Annotated in this window: 12 protein-coding genes; 7 read left to right on the top strand and 5 right to left on the bottom strand. The window is 72.0% G+C overall.

From position 1 onward, the window contains the following. Positions 1–256: 256 nt before the first annotated feature. Together FAF44_RS16525 and FAF44_RS16520 are read right to left on the bottom strand one after the other, a co-directional pair. Positions 257–2,011, bottom strand: a complete 1,755-nt coding sequence (locus FAF44_RS16525; protein ID WP_237104049.1) for a glycoside hydrolase family 15 protein — start codon at positions 2,009–2,011, stop codon at positions 257–259. 80 nt (positions 2,012–2,091) lie between these two features. After that, entirely contained in the window at positions 2,092–2,694 is a 603-nt protein-coding gene (locus FAF44_RS16520; RefSeq protein ID WP_237104048.1) for a YitT family protein, read from the bottom strand. 71 nt (positions 2,695–2,765) lie between these two features. Here FAF44_RS16520 and FAF44_RS16515 point away from each other — a divergent pair, with 71 nt between their 5' ends. Continuing rightward, complete coding sequence (locus tag FAF44_RS16515) at positions 2,766–4,187, top strand: PLP-dependent aminotransferase family protein (RefSeq protein WP_237104047.1); 1,422 nt, start codon at positions 2,766–2,768, stop codon at positions 4,185–4,187. Positions 4,188–4,209: 22 nt separating this feature from the next. Here the strand turns inward: FAF44_RS16515 and FAF44_RS55780 are convergent, their stop codons facing one another. Together FAF44_RS55780 and FAF44_RS16505 are read right to left on the bottom strand one after the other, a co-directional pair. After that, positions 4,210–4,818, bottom strand: a complete 609-nt coding sequence (locus tag FAF44_RS55780; RefSeq protein WP_237104046.1) for a trimeric intracellular cation channel family protein — start codon at positions 4,816–4,818, stop codon at positions 4,210–4,212. A gap of 11 nt (positions 4,819–4,829) precedes the next feature. After that, positions 4,830–6,302, bottom strand: coding sequence for a peptide MFS transporter (locus FAF44_RS16505; RefSeq protein ID WP_237104045.1), 1,473 nt, complete (start codon positions 6,300–6,302; stop codon positions 4,830–4,832). Positions 6,303–6,444: 142 nt separating this feature from the next. Here FAF44_RS16505 and FAF44_RS16500 point away from each other — a divergent pair, with 142 nt between their 5' ends. The 3 genes from FAF44_RS16500 (at position 6,445) to FAF44_RS16490 (ending at position 10,366) form a co-directional block, all read left to right on the top strand. After that, entirely contained in the window at positions 6,445–8,280 is a 1,836-nt protein-coding gene (locus FAF44_RS16500; protein WP_237104044.1) for a long-chain fatty acid--CoA ligase, read from the top strand. Between the two features lie 72 nt (positions 8,281–8,352). Further along, a complete protein-coding gene (locus tag FAF44_RS16495) occupies positions 8,353–9,702 on the top strand; it encodes a hypothetical protein (protein ID WP_237104043.1) in 1,350 nt (449 codons plus the stop codon). A gap of 178 nt (positions 9,703–9,880) precedes the next feature. Then, positions 9,881–10,366 carry a hypothetical protein gene (locus FAF44_RS16490; protein ID WP_237104042.1) on the top strand — a complete coding sequence of 162 codons (486 nt, stop codon included), beginning with the start codon at positions 9,881–9,883 and terminating at the stop codon, positions 10,364–10,366. A gap of 133 nt (positions 10,367–10,499) precedes the next feature. Here the strand turns inward: FAF44_RS16490 and FAF44_RS16485 are convergent, their stop codons facing one another. Beyond that, positions 10,500–11,147, bottom strand: coding sequence for an NAD(P)-dependent oxidoreductase (locus FAF44_RS16485; RefSeq protein WP_237104041.1), 648 nt, complete (start codon positions 11,145–11,147; stop codon positions 10,500–10,502). A gap of 104 nt (positions 11,148–11,251) precedes the next feature. Here FAF44_RS16485 and FAF44_RS16480 point away from each other — a divergent pair, with 104 nt between their 5' ends. The 3 genes from FAF44_RS16480 (at position 11,252) to FAF44_RS54685 (ending at position 13,575) form a co-directional block, all read left to right on the top strand. Then, complete coding sequence (locus FAF44_RS16480; protein WP_237104040.1) at positions 11,252–11,617, top strand: helix-turn-helix domain-containing protein; 366 nt, start codon at positions 11,252–11,254, stop codon at positions 11,615–11,617. Positions 11,618–11,745: 128 nt separating this feature from the next. Then, positions 11,746–12,735 carry a GTP 3',8-cyclase MoaA gene (gene moaA, locus FAF44_RS16475; protein ID WP_237104039.1) on the top strand — a complete coding sequence of 330 codons (990 nt, stop codon included), beginning with the start codon at positions 11,746–11,748 and terminating at the stop codon, positions 12,733–12,735. 15 nt (positions 12,736–12,750) lie between these two features. Next, complete coding sequence (locus tag FAF44_RS54685; protein WP_272894597.1) at positions 12,751–13,575, top strand: NTP transferase domain-containing protein; 825 nt, start codon at positions 12,751–12,753, stop codon at positions 13,573–13,575. Positions 13,576–13,731 lie beyond the last annotated feature (156 nt).

The raw sequence follows: 13,731 nt of genomic DNA, 5'->3' as shown, positions 1-13,731 counted from the left end.
CATCGCTCCTTGTCCGAGGCGAAAAGCTTCAGATAGAGCATAGGACAGGCCGTGCGGAGTCTCCAAGCTCCATTGCGGCGGGCGGCGGTGATTCCTGTTATGTTCGCGTATGAGAGGTGTGCAGGATAAGAGATGGGCTGAATAGTTGCCGCCCGATATCGTGGGAATAAGTGGTCGGCGGCGATTCCTCTTTTCTGGCGCGCGGGAAACGGCGCGCCTCGTCGCGCGCCGTTTCCCGCGGATCAACCAGGTGAGCTCACGACAGGGCGCGGGCCGCGTGCACCAGCGGCACGTGGCTGAACGCCTGCGGGAAGTTGCCGACCAGCCGGCCGTAACGGGGGTCGTACTCCTCGGCCAGCAGCCCCACGTCGTTGCGCAGCTCCAGCAGCCGCTCGAACAGGTCCTTGGCCTCGTCCTTGCGCCCCTGCAGGGCCATCACCTCGACCAGCCAGAAGCTGCACGCCAGGAACGCGCCCTCGCCGCCCGGCAGGCCGTCCACGTCGTTGTCGGAGGCCAGCGGGTAACGCAGCACGAACCCGTCGGACAGCAGTTCCTTCTCGATCGCCGTGACGGTGCCGATCACGCGGGGGTCGTCGATGGGCAGGAAGCCCACGATGGGGATCATCAGCAGCGCCGCGTCCAGCTCCGACGAGCCGTACGACTGAGTGAAGGTGTTGCGCTGCGCGTCGAACCCCTTGTCGCAGATCTCGGCGTGCACGATGTCGCGCAGCGTGCGCCACTTGTCCACCGGGCCGGTGCGGCCGAAGTGCTCGACGTACTTGACCGCCCGGTCGAGCGCCACCCAGCACATCACCTTGGAGTGCACGAAGTGCCGCCGGGGGCCGCGCACCTCCCACAGGCCCTCGTCGGGCTCGTCCCAGTGCTCCGCCACGTAGTCGAGAAGCTGGCGCTGGATGGTCCAGGCCCGGTCGTCGGCCGACAGGCCGCGGGTGCGCGAGACGAACAGCGAGTTCATGACCTCGCCGTAGACGTCGAGCTGGAGCTGCTTGACCGCCTCGTTCCCGATTCGCACCGGGCGGGAGTCCTCGTAGCCGTCCAGCCAGTCCAGGCGCAGCTCGGGCAGGCGGCGCTCGCCGGCGACGCCGTACATGATCTGGAGGTCCTGGGGACGGCCGGCGATCGCGCGCAGCAGCCACGAGCGCCAGTCGGCGGCCTCCTCCAGGTAGCCGGAGCTGATCAGCGCGTCGAGCGTCAGCGTGGCGTCGCGCAGCCAGCAGAAGCGGTAGTCCCAGTTGCGCACGCCGCCCAGGTCCTCGGGCAGCGAGGTGGTGGGCGCGGCCACGATGCCGCCGGTGGGCGCGTACGTCAGGCCCTTCAGCGTGATCAGCGACCGGACCACGGCCTCGCGGTACGGCCCCGCGTAGGTGCACCGGCCCACCCACTCGGCCCAGAACGCCTCGGTCTCGTCGAGCTGGTTGTCGCACTGGATCTCCGGGGGCATCGGCTCGTGCGAGGGATGCCAGGTGAACACGAACGGCAGCCGGTCGCCCTCCTTGACGGTGAACGTCGCCCGGTGCGCGTAGTCGCCGCCCTTGAGCGGGACTGGGGAGTGCAGCCACACGGAGTCGGGCCCGCCGATGGCCTGCAGATGGCCGTCGCTGCGGCGCACCCACGGCACGATGCGCCCGTAGTCGAAGCGCACGCGCAACTGGGTGGAGACCTCGACGGAGCCGGAGACGCCCTCGACGATGCGCACGACGTCGGGGTTGCGGTCGCGCGGCGGCATGAAGTCGATCACGCGGACGGTGCCCGTGGGCGTGTCCCACTCGCTCTCCAGGATGAGCGTGTCGGGACGGTAGCGCCGCCTGGTGGCCGGTTTCCTGCCGGTGGGGCCGAGCCACCAGTGCCCGTTGCGCTCGTTGCCGAGCAGCGCCGCGAAGCACGACGGCGAGTCGAACCGCGGCAGGCAGAGCCAGTCGATCGATCCGTCCCGTGCCACGAGCGCGGCGGACTGCATGTCCCCGATCAGGGCGTAATCCTCGATCCGCATGCCTAGAACGCTACTCGGAGCGAGCGTGATCCCGTGGCCGGGTCGATCATGTCGCGTCATGACCGTCCCGCGCCACGGGATCACGTCAGAGGGAACCAGCGAGTGAAGGCCTGCGTCAACGGCCCGATCGCCAGGGCGAACACCACCGTTCCCAGTCCGACCGTACCGCCCAGCAGCCAGCCCGCGACCAGGACGGTGACCTCGATGGACAATCGGGCCAGGCGGACCGACAGGCCCAGCCGCACCAGCCCCGTCATGATGCCGTCGCGCGGGCCCGGCCCCAGCCCCGCGCCGATGTACAGGAGGGTGGACAGGGCGATGGTGACGACGCCGAGCACCATGTAGACGGACTGCAGCGCGAAGGGCTCCGGGGTGGGCAGCAGGAAGATCGCGGCGTCCGCGAACGGCCCGACGAGCAGCACGTTGCTGATGGTGCCGAGCCCCGGCCGCTGCCGCATCGGGATCCACAGCAGCATCACCGCCGCGCCCACCACGAGGAGGGCGATCCCGATGGACATGCCGGTGCGCATGCTGAGGCCCTCGTGGAAGACGTTCCAGGGCGCGTTGCCGAGCCCGGACTTCACCTGCAGGGCGATGCCGAGCCCGTACAGCGCCAGGCCGCCGTACAGGCGGACGAGGCGGGCGGGCACCGAACTCGGCAGATTGACGGTCGATTCGCTCATGATGGCTCCACGGTGGCATCGTCTGACTTGCCAAAACAGGGCCAATCACGGAAAGTGGCCTTATGCGGCACATGTCAGCGACGCAGGTGGCCCGGCTGATCGGCGTCGATCCGGCGGCGCGCCCGTACTATCGCGCCCTCGCCGACGGCGTCCGCACGCTGATCATGGACGGCCAGATCCCGGTACGCGTCCGCATGCCCGCCGAGCGCCACCTCGCCGAGACCCTCAAGGTCAGCCGCACCACCGTGACCGCCGCCTACGACCTGCTGCGCGAGGGCGGCTACCTGGACAGCCGGCAGGGCTCGGGAAGCTGGACCGCGCTGCCCGACCCGGCCGTCTGGCCCGACAACCCGTGGCTGAGCACCGACGGCGACGGCCTCATCCAGCTCCACACCGCCGCCCCGGCCGCCCCCGCGGCCCTGCTCGCCGCCATGACGGCGGCTGTGGAGGACCTGCCCAGGCACGGCATGGGCAACGGCTACGACCCCATGGGCCTGCCCTCGCTCAGGGAGCGGATCGCCGCCCGCTACACCGCCAGGGGAGCGGCCACCCGGCCGGAGCAGATCGTCGTCACCACCGGCTCCCAGCACGCCATCCAGCTCGTCCTGGGCCTGCTCGTCGCGCCGGGCGACCCGGTGATCGTGGAGTCGCCGACCTACCCGCACGCCATCGACGCCGCCCGGCTGCGCGGCGCCCGTCTCGTCCCGGTCGGCGTCTCCCACGAGGGCTGGCAGCCCGACCTGGTCGCCGGGGCCATGTGCCAGTCGGCGGCCCGCCTGGCCTACCTCATGCCCGACTTCCAGAACCCGACGGGCGCCCTCATGGAGGATCCCGTGCGCGCCGCCGTCGTGGGCGCCGCCCGCCGGGCCGGCACGCTGCTGCTGGTGGACGAGACCTGGTCGGAGCTGGCACTGGACGACGTGCCCCGCGCCTCGCCCATGGCGGCCTTCGACACCGACAGCCGCGTCATCAGCATCGGCTCGGCCTCCAAGCTGTGGTGGGGCGGCCTGCGCATCGGCTGGATCCGCACCACGGCCGCCCTCGCCCGGCGGCTGACCACGTTCCGCGCCTCGGTGGACATCGCCAGCCCGGTGCTGGAGCAACTCGTGGTGGCGCGGCTGTTCGACCAGTTGGAGGAGACCCGCGCCGAGCGCCGCCGCTCGCTGCGCGCCGCCCGCGACGCCCTGGTGGCCGGGCTGCGCGAGCACCTGCCGCAGTGGCGGTTCGAGGTGCCGCGCGGTGGCGGATCGCTCTGGGTCCGCCTGGACGGCGCCGGCTCCACGCCGCTCGCCGAGGCCGCGCTCTCCCACGGGGTGCGCCTGGCACCCGGCCCCTGGTTCGGGCTGGAGGGCACCCTCGAAGGCTGCCTGCGCCTGCCGTTCACGCAGCCGCCCGGCCTGCTGGCCGAGGCCGTCGTCCGCCTGCGGGCCGCCCGCGACCACGGCCACACGGGCGCGCCGAGGCCGTCGGAGCCGCTCATCGCGATGGTCTGAGCGCGCCGGCGATCGGCGCGGATCAGTCGCCGACGCCCCTGGCCAGCGGCGCCCGCCACTTGCGGCGCATCGCCGCGATGCGCAGCCCGAAGGCGAGCAGCGCCGCCGCCAGCGTGGCCGGCCAGCCGTGCAGCCCGTAGTACGACAGCGCCGCCATCACCCCCGACCCCAGCAGCGCGGGCACGGCGTAGAGCTGCCGGTCGTAGAGCAGGGTCGGGATCTCCCCGGCCAGCACGTCGCGCAGCATGCCCCCGCCCACGGCCGTCGTCACCCCGAGCAGCGCCGCGTGCAGCGGGTTGAGCCCGTACTCCATGGCCTTCTCGGTGCCGACCGCGCAGAACAGGCCGAGGCCCGCCGCGTCCAGCACCAGGATGGCCGGCATCACCCGCGCCACGTGCGGGTGCCAGAAGAAGACGATCAGCGTCGCGGCCACCGGGACCAGCACGTAGCCGAGGCTCTGGAAGGCGGCCGGGCGCACGTTCAGGATGAGGTCGCGCACGACGCCGCCGCCCAGCGCGGTCATCTCGGCCAGCACCCCCATCCCGATCACGTCGAGCCGCTTGCGCACGCCCATGAGCGCGCCCGACAGCGCGAAGACGAAGATGCCGACGAGGTCGAGAAGTTCAGACACGATCGGAATGTCTATCGCATGGCGGGCTCATGGTGCTCGGCCATCATGACCCGCAGCGTCCGCGTGAACATGAACAGCGCCAGCCCGGCCGCGATGGCGATGGCCGCCAGCACCAGGTAGTACGCCGGTTCGGACAGCACGCGGCTCAGCCGCCCCGTCTGCCCGCCGACCGCGTCGCCCACCGACACGGCGATGAACCAGATCCCGAGCATCTGCCCCTTGAACGCCTCCGGCGCCAGCTTCGTCGTCACCGACAGCCCGACCGGGCTCAGCGACAGCTCGCCGAACACCTGGATGAGATAGACCAGCACCAGCCACCACACCGAGACCCGCCCCGCGCCGGCCAACTGCGCGGCCACCGCCATCACCACGAAGCTCAGCCCCACCATGACCAGCGCGAACCCGAACTTCTGCGGCGTGCTCACCCGCGTGCCCAGCTTCACCCACAACGTCGCGAACACCGGTACGAAGATCATGATGAACAGCGGGTTGAACGACTGCGTCGTGGCCGGCTGGATCGGCACGCCGAACAGCGACAGGTCGGTGTGGTCCTGGGCGAAGAACAGCAGCTTGCTCGGCGCCAGATCGAAGATCATCCAGAACACCGACGCCGCGGCGAACAGCCAGACGTAGGCCTTCATCCGGATCCGCTCGTCCTCGGTCAGGTCGTGGCTGCCCAGCAGGATGTAACCGAAGTAGAGGACCGGCACCACCAGGATGACCAGCGTGATCGCCAGGGTGAACCGGTCGATCGTGAGCGTGCCGCTCGCCGCCCACGCCGCCAGCGTCAGCGCGGTCGCGAGCGCGCCGAGCGTCACGTACCGGACCGCGCGGCGGCGCTCGGACGGGGTCAGCGGCAGGCCGGGGCGCTCGCCGACGCCGCGCAGGCTCCGGCGGCCCAGGACGTACTGGGTCAGGCCCAGCGCCATGCCGACCGCCGCCGCCCCGAACCCCAGGTGCCAGCGGTCGCCCGCCGCCAGCCAGCCCACCACGAGCGGCGCGAGGAACCCGCCCAGGTTGATGCCCAGGTAGAACAGGGAGAAGCCGGCGTCCCTGCGGCCGTCGTCCTCCTCCGGGTAGAGCCGGCCGACCATGACCGAGATGTTCGGCTTGAGCAGGCCGGTGCCGGTGATGATCAGCAGCAGCCCCAGCCAGACGAAGAACGCCGACGTCACCGGGATCGCCATGCTGATGTGCCCCAGCATGATCACGAACCCGCCCCAGAACACCGACCTGCGCGCCCCCAGGACGCGGTCGGCGATCCACCCTCCGGGCAGCGCCACCAGGTAGATCAGCGCCCCGTACACCCCCACGACCGCCTGCGAGGTCTCCTGCGACAGCCCCAGGCCGTGGTGCGCGGGGGAGGCCGCCATGAACGTGGCCAGGATCGCCCGCAGGCCGTACCACGAGAACCGCTCCCACATCTCGGTGCCGAACAGCGTGGCCAGGCCCCACGGATGCCCGAAGAAGGTCCTGTCGTTCATGCTCCCCCCGCACTCCCCGTACCTGACTGATCACCTTACGTGATGGATGCGGATCTTTCCGTACAAGCTCTTGCCGCTGTCCCGGGGGTGTGGTGCGATGCAGGTCACTCATGTAAGTGGACACTGACCGGAGGCGCGCGCCATGGCCGAAGTCCTCGAAGTCCGGGCCGAGATCGAGCGGCTGATCGCCGGCCGTACCGTCTGTGAGCACCTGCGACAGGCGGCAGAACAGCACCACGACGCGCCCGCCTACTCCGACCCCGACGGGGACGGCTGGCGCACCCTCACCTACGGGCAGGCCCGCGAACGGGTCCTGGAGATCGCCGCCGCCTTCGTCGCGCTCGGGCTCGAACCCGGCGAGGCGGTGGCGCTCATGATGATCAACCGCAGCGAGCACGTCCTGGCCGACCTCGGCGCCGTGCACGCCGGCGGCGTCGGCTGCACGGTCTACTCCACGTTCGCCCCCGACCAGATCGCGTTCGTGGCCGGCGACGTGGGCGCCCGCTACGCGGTGCTCGGCGGCCCGGCCGAACTGGCCCGCTGGGAGCCGGCGCTCGACCGGCTGGACGGCCTGCGCAAGATCATCATGCTGGACGGGGCCCCGGCCGGCGACCGGTTCATGGCCTGGGCCGACTTCCTCGTCCTCGGCCGTGAGCACCTCGCCGCCGGTCGCGAGCGGATCGAGGCCCGCGCCGCCGCCGTCACCCCCGGCGACGTCGCCACCGTCCTGTACACCTCGGGCACCACCGGCACCCCCAAGGGCGTGCCGCTCACCCACACCAACATCTTCTACGAGGTCGCCGCCACCGACCGCCTCACCGCGCTGCCCACGCGCGGCACCCAGATCTCCTACCTCACCTACGCGCACATCGCCGAGCGGGTCCTCAGCCTCTACCTGCCCCTGGTCAAGGTCTCCCACGTGCACTTCTGCACCGACCTGGCCGGCCTGGGCGGCACGCTCGGGAAGGTCAGGCCGATGATGTTCTTCGGCGTGCCGCGCGTGTGGGAGAAGATGATGGCCCGCCTGCTCGCCGTGCTCGCCACCCAGCCGGAGGAGCAGCAGGCCGCCGTGCGCGAGGCGATGGCCGCCGGCGTCGCCTACGTCGAGGCGGGCCAGTACGGCCACACGATCACCCCCGAGATCGAGGCCGCCTACGAGAAGGCCGACGCCGCGCTCCTGTCCGTCATCCGCGCCATGATCGGCTTCGACCGCGCGGAGTGGACCGCCACCGGGGCCGCGCCGCTGCCCGACGAGGTCCAGCGCTTCTACGCCGGTCTCGGGCTCAAGGTCATCGACGTGTACGGCATGACCGAGACGACCGGCGCCTTCACCGGCAACAGCCCGACCCGCTACCGCCTGGGCAGCGTCGGCATGGCCGAGCCCGGCGTCGAGGTGCGCATCGCCGAGGACGGCGAGATCCTCACCCGCAGCCCGCTCAACACCGCCGGCTACCTCAACCGCCCCGAGGCCACCGCCGAACTCGTCGACGCCGACGGCTGGCTGCACACCGGCGACATCGGCACCGTGGACGCCGACGGCTTCTACCGGGTCGTGGACCGCAAGAAGGAGCTGATCATCACCGCCGGAGGCGAGAACATCTCCCCGGCCGAGATCGAGAACCACCTCAAGCAGCACGGCCTCATCGGCCAGGCCCTCGCCTACGGCGACAACCGGCCGCACCCCGTGGCCGTCCTGACGCTGGACGCCGAGGTCGCGCCGGGCTGGGCGCAGGCGCGCGGCATCGTGTTCGGCTCGCTGGCCGAACTGGCCGGGCACCCCGAGGTGCTCGAAGAGGTGCGCACGGCCGTGCAGGCGGCCAACGCCAGGCTGGCCAGGGTGCAGCAGGTGAAGAAGTGGGCGCTGCTCGGCGTCGAGTGGACGGCCGAGACCGAGGAGCTGACCCCGAGCCTGAAGCTGAAGCGGCGGATCATCCATGCGAAGTACGCCGACGTCATCGAGGGGCTCTACGCCGGCTGAGCGCCCGGCTTTGCCATTCGGGGCGTGTGTTGTGGTCATGTCCATTACCGGACGGTTCCTACCGTCTCGATCATGACCAGAAGTCTTCTTCTCGTCTCGCTCGCGGCGGGGTCGCTCACGGTGCCCGCACCTTCTGCCTCCGCCGCGACCGAGCCCGCCATCCGCAGCATCACCGTACGTCCGGCGGAACCCGTGGTCGGGGCGCAGGGATCCGTCCGGCTGGTGATCGATGTGATAGCGAGGGGGGCGCACGGCAAGGACGGCGTCACCGTCAAGGTCGAGCCCGGGGCGCCGCCTGTCGGCGTCCCCGAACCGCGTCCTGCCGCGCCGGCCCCGCAGGGCGGTGCTCCGGCGCAGGAACCCGCTCAGCAGCCCGCGCAGCAGCCCGACCAGCAGCCCGCGCAGGAGCCCGTCCGGCCCGCCGAGCAGGGTGCGGCGCAGGAGCCCGCCGAAGAGGCGGTGTGGGGCCCCGGCCAAGCGCCGGCGCTGGCGCCGGGCCGGGCTCCCGGGCACGTTCTCGGGCTGGGATCGGCCGTCCCGGTGAGTGCCTGGGCCGCGTCCCCGGCCGGACCTCCGGTGCCGAGCCCCGCGACCGGAGCGACGCCCCAGAGCGCCGCCCAGCCCGCGGCACTGCCCGCTGCCCAGCCCGCCGTACAGTCCGCTGTGCAGCCCGCCGTACAGCCCGTCACGCCGCCCGTCGATTCCGACCCGCCGGTGACCCCCGGCGACCCGGACGGCCAGGAGCCCCCCAAGGAGGGCCCCGACCTGACCGACCTCGAGCCCGCCAGGGACCCCGCGCAGGAGACCGGGACGGGCGGGCCGAAGGACGGCGTCCGCACGCAGCAGGACGCGGCGGTGCCGCCCAGGCTGGTGTGGCGGCTGGCCCACGGCGGGCCCCGCATGACGGCCCCGAAGCAGGGGGCGGCCGCGATGACCGGTCTGGAGCTGGGCGCGGCCCGGGTCAAGGACACCGGCGGCTGGCAGACCTGGCGCTTCCTGCCGGACAAGAGGCTGACCCGCTTCTACCCGGCCGGCACCTGGACGATCACCGCCACCGCCAAGGGCGCGAACGGGGCGACCGTCACGGAGTACGCCTCGTTCGAGCTGAGGCGCGAGACCAGGCTCGCCGGGGTGCGGGCGGAGCGTCCGGCCCGCGCGGACGGAGTCCGGCTGCGCGGCTCGCTGACCAGGGTGGACCCGCGCGGCCTGACCGACTACGGCCCGTTCGCCAAGCAGGGGCTGGAGATCCTCTGGCGACCGGACACGACCTCGGAGTGGCAGACCGTCGGCCGGACGACGACCGACGCGGCCGGCGCGTTCGTCGGCATGGTCCTCGGGCACACGGACGGCTACTGGCGCGTCCGCTACCCCGGAACCCGACACTACGCCGCAGACATCTCTAAAACCCGGCAAATCGACTAGCAGCACGGGGATCCGGCGGCCTGTCACGGGGGCGCCGGGCCAAACCCCCCTCCCTTCCGCCGTTGCGGAATCGTGATCAACTTTGTCGCAACTTTTCCTTACTCTTACCCGTCATTGCCATTTGACGCGTCCGCATGGATGCGTCTCTTTCGGACGGGGAAGGATTTCTGTTTTGAAGATGCGACGCCTAGCCGCCGGCCTGGCGGCTGCCGCCCTGGGCGCGACGATGGTGGCCACCGCCGCCTCGCCCGCGCTCGCGGACCCGGGCCTCGACCCGGATGTCGCAGGCGGCTCCACCAGCCTCACCCTCGACGTGAACCCCGAGCCCGCCTGGCGCGGCAAGCCCCTCGACATCGAGGGCAAGCTCTCCGTCCAGTGCGACGCGGACTACATCAGCGGTTTCGTCTCGGTGCACCACGCCGACCACTGCAAGAAGCAGGAGCGCTGGCACCGCCTGGCGTACAAGCGGGTCGTCATCCTGTTCCAGCCCGACCGCGGCGGTCGCTGGGAGCACGTGGAGACCGTCCGCACCAGCGGCAAGGGCTTCTTCGGCCTGCGGGTCCCGGCCCGCGAGTCCGGCACCTGGCGTGCGGTCTTCGAGGGCAGCAGGCACCTGGCTCCCTCGGAGGGCAAGGACTGGGTGAAGGTCCTCGGCCGCCGCTGAACCGGTTCTGATGGGCCGGTCCCACTGAATCGGCTCCACCGAACGGCCGTCGCCGAACGGCCGTCACCAGAACAGCCGAACGCCCGGCCGCAGCGGCCGGGCGTTCGCCGTCACAGGGGTCAGGCCGCCGGTATCAGTAGGAGACCGCGACCTGGACCCGGTGGTGCTTCGCGACCTCCGCCTCGTCCACCAGCGCCACCGCCAGATCCGCGTACGAGAACGCCGGATCGCCCTCGCGCAGCTCCGGCACCCGGCCGTCACCGAACCGGTAGCGTCCCGTCCTGGCGGCGTCGGCGTCCAGCAGCACCGGCGGCGGCGTGATCACCACCCAGTCGAGTGCCGCCGCCTCCAGCACCTCCAGTTCCACCGCGTGCCCGAGCGAGAACGCCCGCGCGTCGTCCGGGAAACCGGGCGTGTCCATGAGCCGCACCCCGGGGGCGGCCTCCAGCAGGGTCCCGATGCCCAGCGCCACCAGCCGCGACACCCCGGCCCGTGCCAGCCCGTCCACGAGCGCCCGCGTCGCGTCGCCGTAGAACTCCTCCGCCGGGACGTCCATCCGGGCCGCCACCTGCACCGCCACGTCGTGACCCGAGGCCGTCCGCGCCACGTCGCCGGCGTCGGTGACGTCCCCGGCGAGCACCGTCACCCGCTCGCCGGCCAGTTCGGGACGCCTGGCGGGGTCCCGCACCACGGCCGTCACGTCGTGCCCGCGCCCGGCCGCCTCCGCGACCACCTTCGCCCCGGCCCGCCCACCGGCTCCGAACACCACGATCCTGCTCATCCCGCGCCTCCGTCGTCGTGCGGCGGCCGGACCGCCCGGTCGCCTTCGCAGACGGTAAGGGGCGAGATATCGGTTTCCGCAACGATAGTGCCTAGGATGGCGGGATGGCTGAGTCACTCGATCCGGACCCGCCCCACGCCTGCCCGCCCGTCAGCGCGCCGATCCGCATCGGTGACAAATGGACCGCCAAGATCATCCGTTGCCTGGAGCACGGCCCCCGCCGCTTCACCGAGATCCAGCGGCCGCTGGGCGGCATCACTCCCAAAGTGCTCACCGCGTCCCTGCGCGCCATGGAACGCGACGGCCTGCTCGCCCGCACCGCCTACGACGAGATCCCGCCCCGCGTCGAGTACGAGCTCACCGACCTCGGCCGCAGCCTGCTGGAACCGCTGAACGCCGGCTGCGAGTGGTCCCGCAGGCACCTGCCCGAGCTGATGCGCGCCCGCGCGGCCTGGCAGGCGACCTCCTGACATCCCCGCGTGCCTGGAATCGATCTACGTGACAATGTGTTGTCGTGGCATGAAGCAGTGGATTTTGGGCGCGGGCCGAGGCCCGTCGTAGTCTGGCCCTCTGGCCGGCGAACAGGAGGTGACGCCCCGTGTTGCGAGACTCGTTCGGGCGGGTGGCGACGGATCTGCGGGTGTCCCTCACGGACAAGTGCAACCTGCGCTGCACGTACTGCATGCCTCCCGAGGGTCTCGACTGGCTGCCCAACGCCCAGCTCCTGACGGCCGACGAGATCGTCCGCCTGGTGACGATCGGCGTCGAGCGGCTCGGCGTCACCGAGGTGCGCTACACCGGCGGCGAGCCCCTGCTCAGACGCGAGCTGGTGGACATCGTCGGCCGCACCGCCGCCCTGACCCCCAAGCCCCAGGTCTCCCTGACCACCAACGGCATCGGCCTGGCCCGCCTCGCCGGGTCGCTGGCCGCCGCCGGGCTCGACCGGGTCAACGTCTCCCTCGACACGCTCGACCCGGCCACGTTCAAGCGGCTCGCGCACCGCGACAGGCACGCCGACGTGATCGCCGGCCTGGCCGCCGCCGACGCCGCCGGGCTGCGCCCCGTCAAGGTCAACTCCGTGCTGATGCGCGGCGTCAACGACCACGAGGCCGTCCCGCTGCTGCGCTGGTGCCTCGACCAGGGCTACGAGCTGCGCTTCATCGAGCAGATGCCGCTCGACGCCCAGCACGGCTGGAGCCGCGAGGGCATGGTCACCGCCGACGAGATCCTCGCCCTGCTGTCCGGCTCGTTCGCCCTGACCCCCGACGAGCAGGAGGACCGCGGCAGCGCCCCGGCCGAGCGTTTCCTCGTGGACGGAGGCCCCGCCCGGGTCGGCGTGATCGGCTCGGTGACGCGGCCGTTCTGCGGCGCGTGCGACCGGGTCCGGCTCACCGCCGACGGCCAGGTGCGCAACTGCCTGTTCGCCACCGAGGAGTCCGACCTGAAGACGGCGCTGCGCTCGGGCGCGTCCGACGACGAACTGGCCGAACGGTGGCGCGTGGCGGTGTCCCGCAAACGCGCGGGGCACGGCATCGACGACCCCTCGTTCCTGCAGCCGTCCCGCCCCATGTCCGCCATCGGCGGCTGACCGGGCACGCGCGCCATGCCCGCCGACCTGCCCGCCGACACGCCGGTCCACGACGCGGTCATCCTCGCCGGCGGGCAGGCCCGCAGGCTGGGCGGGGCCGACAAGCCGGCCCTCACCGTCGGCGGCCGGCCCCTGGTGGAGCACGTCCTGTCAGCGGTGCCGGCCGCGCGCAAGGTCGTCGTGGCGGGCCCGGAGCGCCGCCCCGTCCCCGGAGTCGTGTTCGTCCGGGAGGACCCGCCGATGAGCGGCCCCGTGCCGGCGCTGGCCGCCGGGCTGGCCGAGGTGACGGCCCCCTGGGTGGCGCTGCTGGCGGGCGACCTGCCGTTCATGGGGCCCGGCCACGTCACCGCCCTCCTCGACGCCGCGCGCCGGACCGGCGGCGGGGCCGTCCTGCTGGACGACACCGGGCGCGAGCAGTGGCTGGCCGGCGCCTGGCCGGCCGCCGAGCTGAAGTCGGCGCTCGCCGCCTACGCGGGCCGCTCGCTCAGAGGGCTGCTCGGCCCCCTCGTACGCGCCCGCCTGACGCTGCCCGGACGCCCGTGGTTCGACTGCGACACAATGGATGACCTGGAGGAGGCTCGCATGCACGTGCTCAACGAATGGACCGCCCTGGCCTGCAAGGAACTGGGCATCGACCCGGCCGACGTGGACCGCGACCTGATACTCGACCTCACCAAGGAGGTCGCCCACGGGGTCGCCCGGCCGGCCGCGCCCCTGACGGCGTACCTGCTGGGCCTCGCCCAGGGGGCCGGCACCGCTCCCGAGGACGCGGTGGCCCGCCTGACCGCGTTGGCGAAGAACTGGGGTCAGACGACCTCGGAGACCCTGACAGACGGCTGACACTCGAACGAACTCTTGAAGTCAAGCCCGCTCCCGCCTGAAAGTTCCCTGGGAAATCGAGGCGGGAGCGCGTGTAAACGATTTCGGGAAAGCCGTCCTATCCGACTGCGGGGACGGCATGCGCCGATCGAAACCTGGCCGGGAAAAGGGCGACGC

Source organism: Nonomuraea sp. MG754425 (assembly GCF_021699195.1).
Classification (GTDB): Bacteria; Actinomycetota; Actinomycetes; order Streptosporangiales; family Streptosporangiaceae; genus Nonomuraea.
The sequence above is the reverse complement of the archived record's forward strand: the minus strand, read 5'-3'. Positions and strand labels throughout refer to the sequence as shown.

Excerpts from the sequence above, each read along its gene's own strand:
- FAF44_RS54685 (WP_272894597.1), top strand. The coding sequence starts at position 12,751 with ATGCCCGCCGACCTGCCCGCCGACACGCCGGTCCACGACGCGGTCATC.
- FAF44_RS16505 (WP_237104045.1), bottom strand. The coding sequence starts at position 6,302 with ATGAACGACAGGACCTTCTTCGGGCATCCGTGGGGCCTGGCCACGCTG.
- FAF44_RS16500 (WP_237104044.1), top strand. The coding sequence starts at position 6,445 with ATGGCCGAAGTCCTCGAAGTCCGGGCCGAGATCGAGCGGCTGATCGCC.
- FAF44_RS16490 (WP_237104042.1), top strand. The coding sequence starts at position 9,881 with ATGCGACGCCTAGCCGCCGGCCTGGCGGCTGCCGCCCTGGGCGCGACG.
- FAF44_RS16495 (WP_237104043.1), top strand. The coding sequence starts at position 8,353 with ATGACCAGAAGTCTTCTTCTCGTCTCGCTCGCGGCGGGGTCGCTCACG.
- FAF44_RS16525 (WP_237104049.1), bottom strand. The coding sequence starts at position 2,011 with ATGCGGATCGAGGATTACGCCCTGATCGGGGACATGCAGTCCGCCGCG.
- FAF44_RS16480 (WP_237104040.1), top strand. The coding sequence starts at position 11,252 with ATGGCTGAGTCACTCGATCCGGACCCGCCCCACGCCTGCCCGCCCGTC.
- FAF44_RS16520 (WP_237104048.1), bottom strand. The coding sequence starts at position 2,694 with ATGAGCGAATCGACCGTCAATCTGCCGAGTTCGGTGCCCGCCCGCCTC.
- FAF44_RS16515 (WP_237104047.1), top strand. The coding sequence starts at position 2,766 with ATGTCAGCGACGCAGGTGGCCCGGCTGATCGGCGTCGATCCGGCGGCG.
- FAF44_RS16485 (WP_237104041.1), bottom strand. The coding sequence starts at position 11,147 with ATGAGCAGGATCGTGGTGTTCGGAGCCGGTGGGCGGGCCGGGGCGAAG.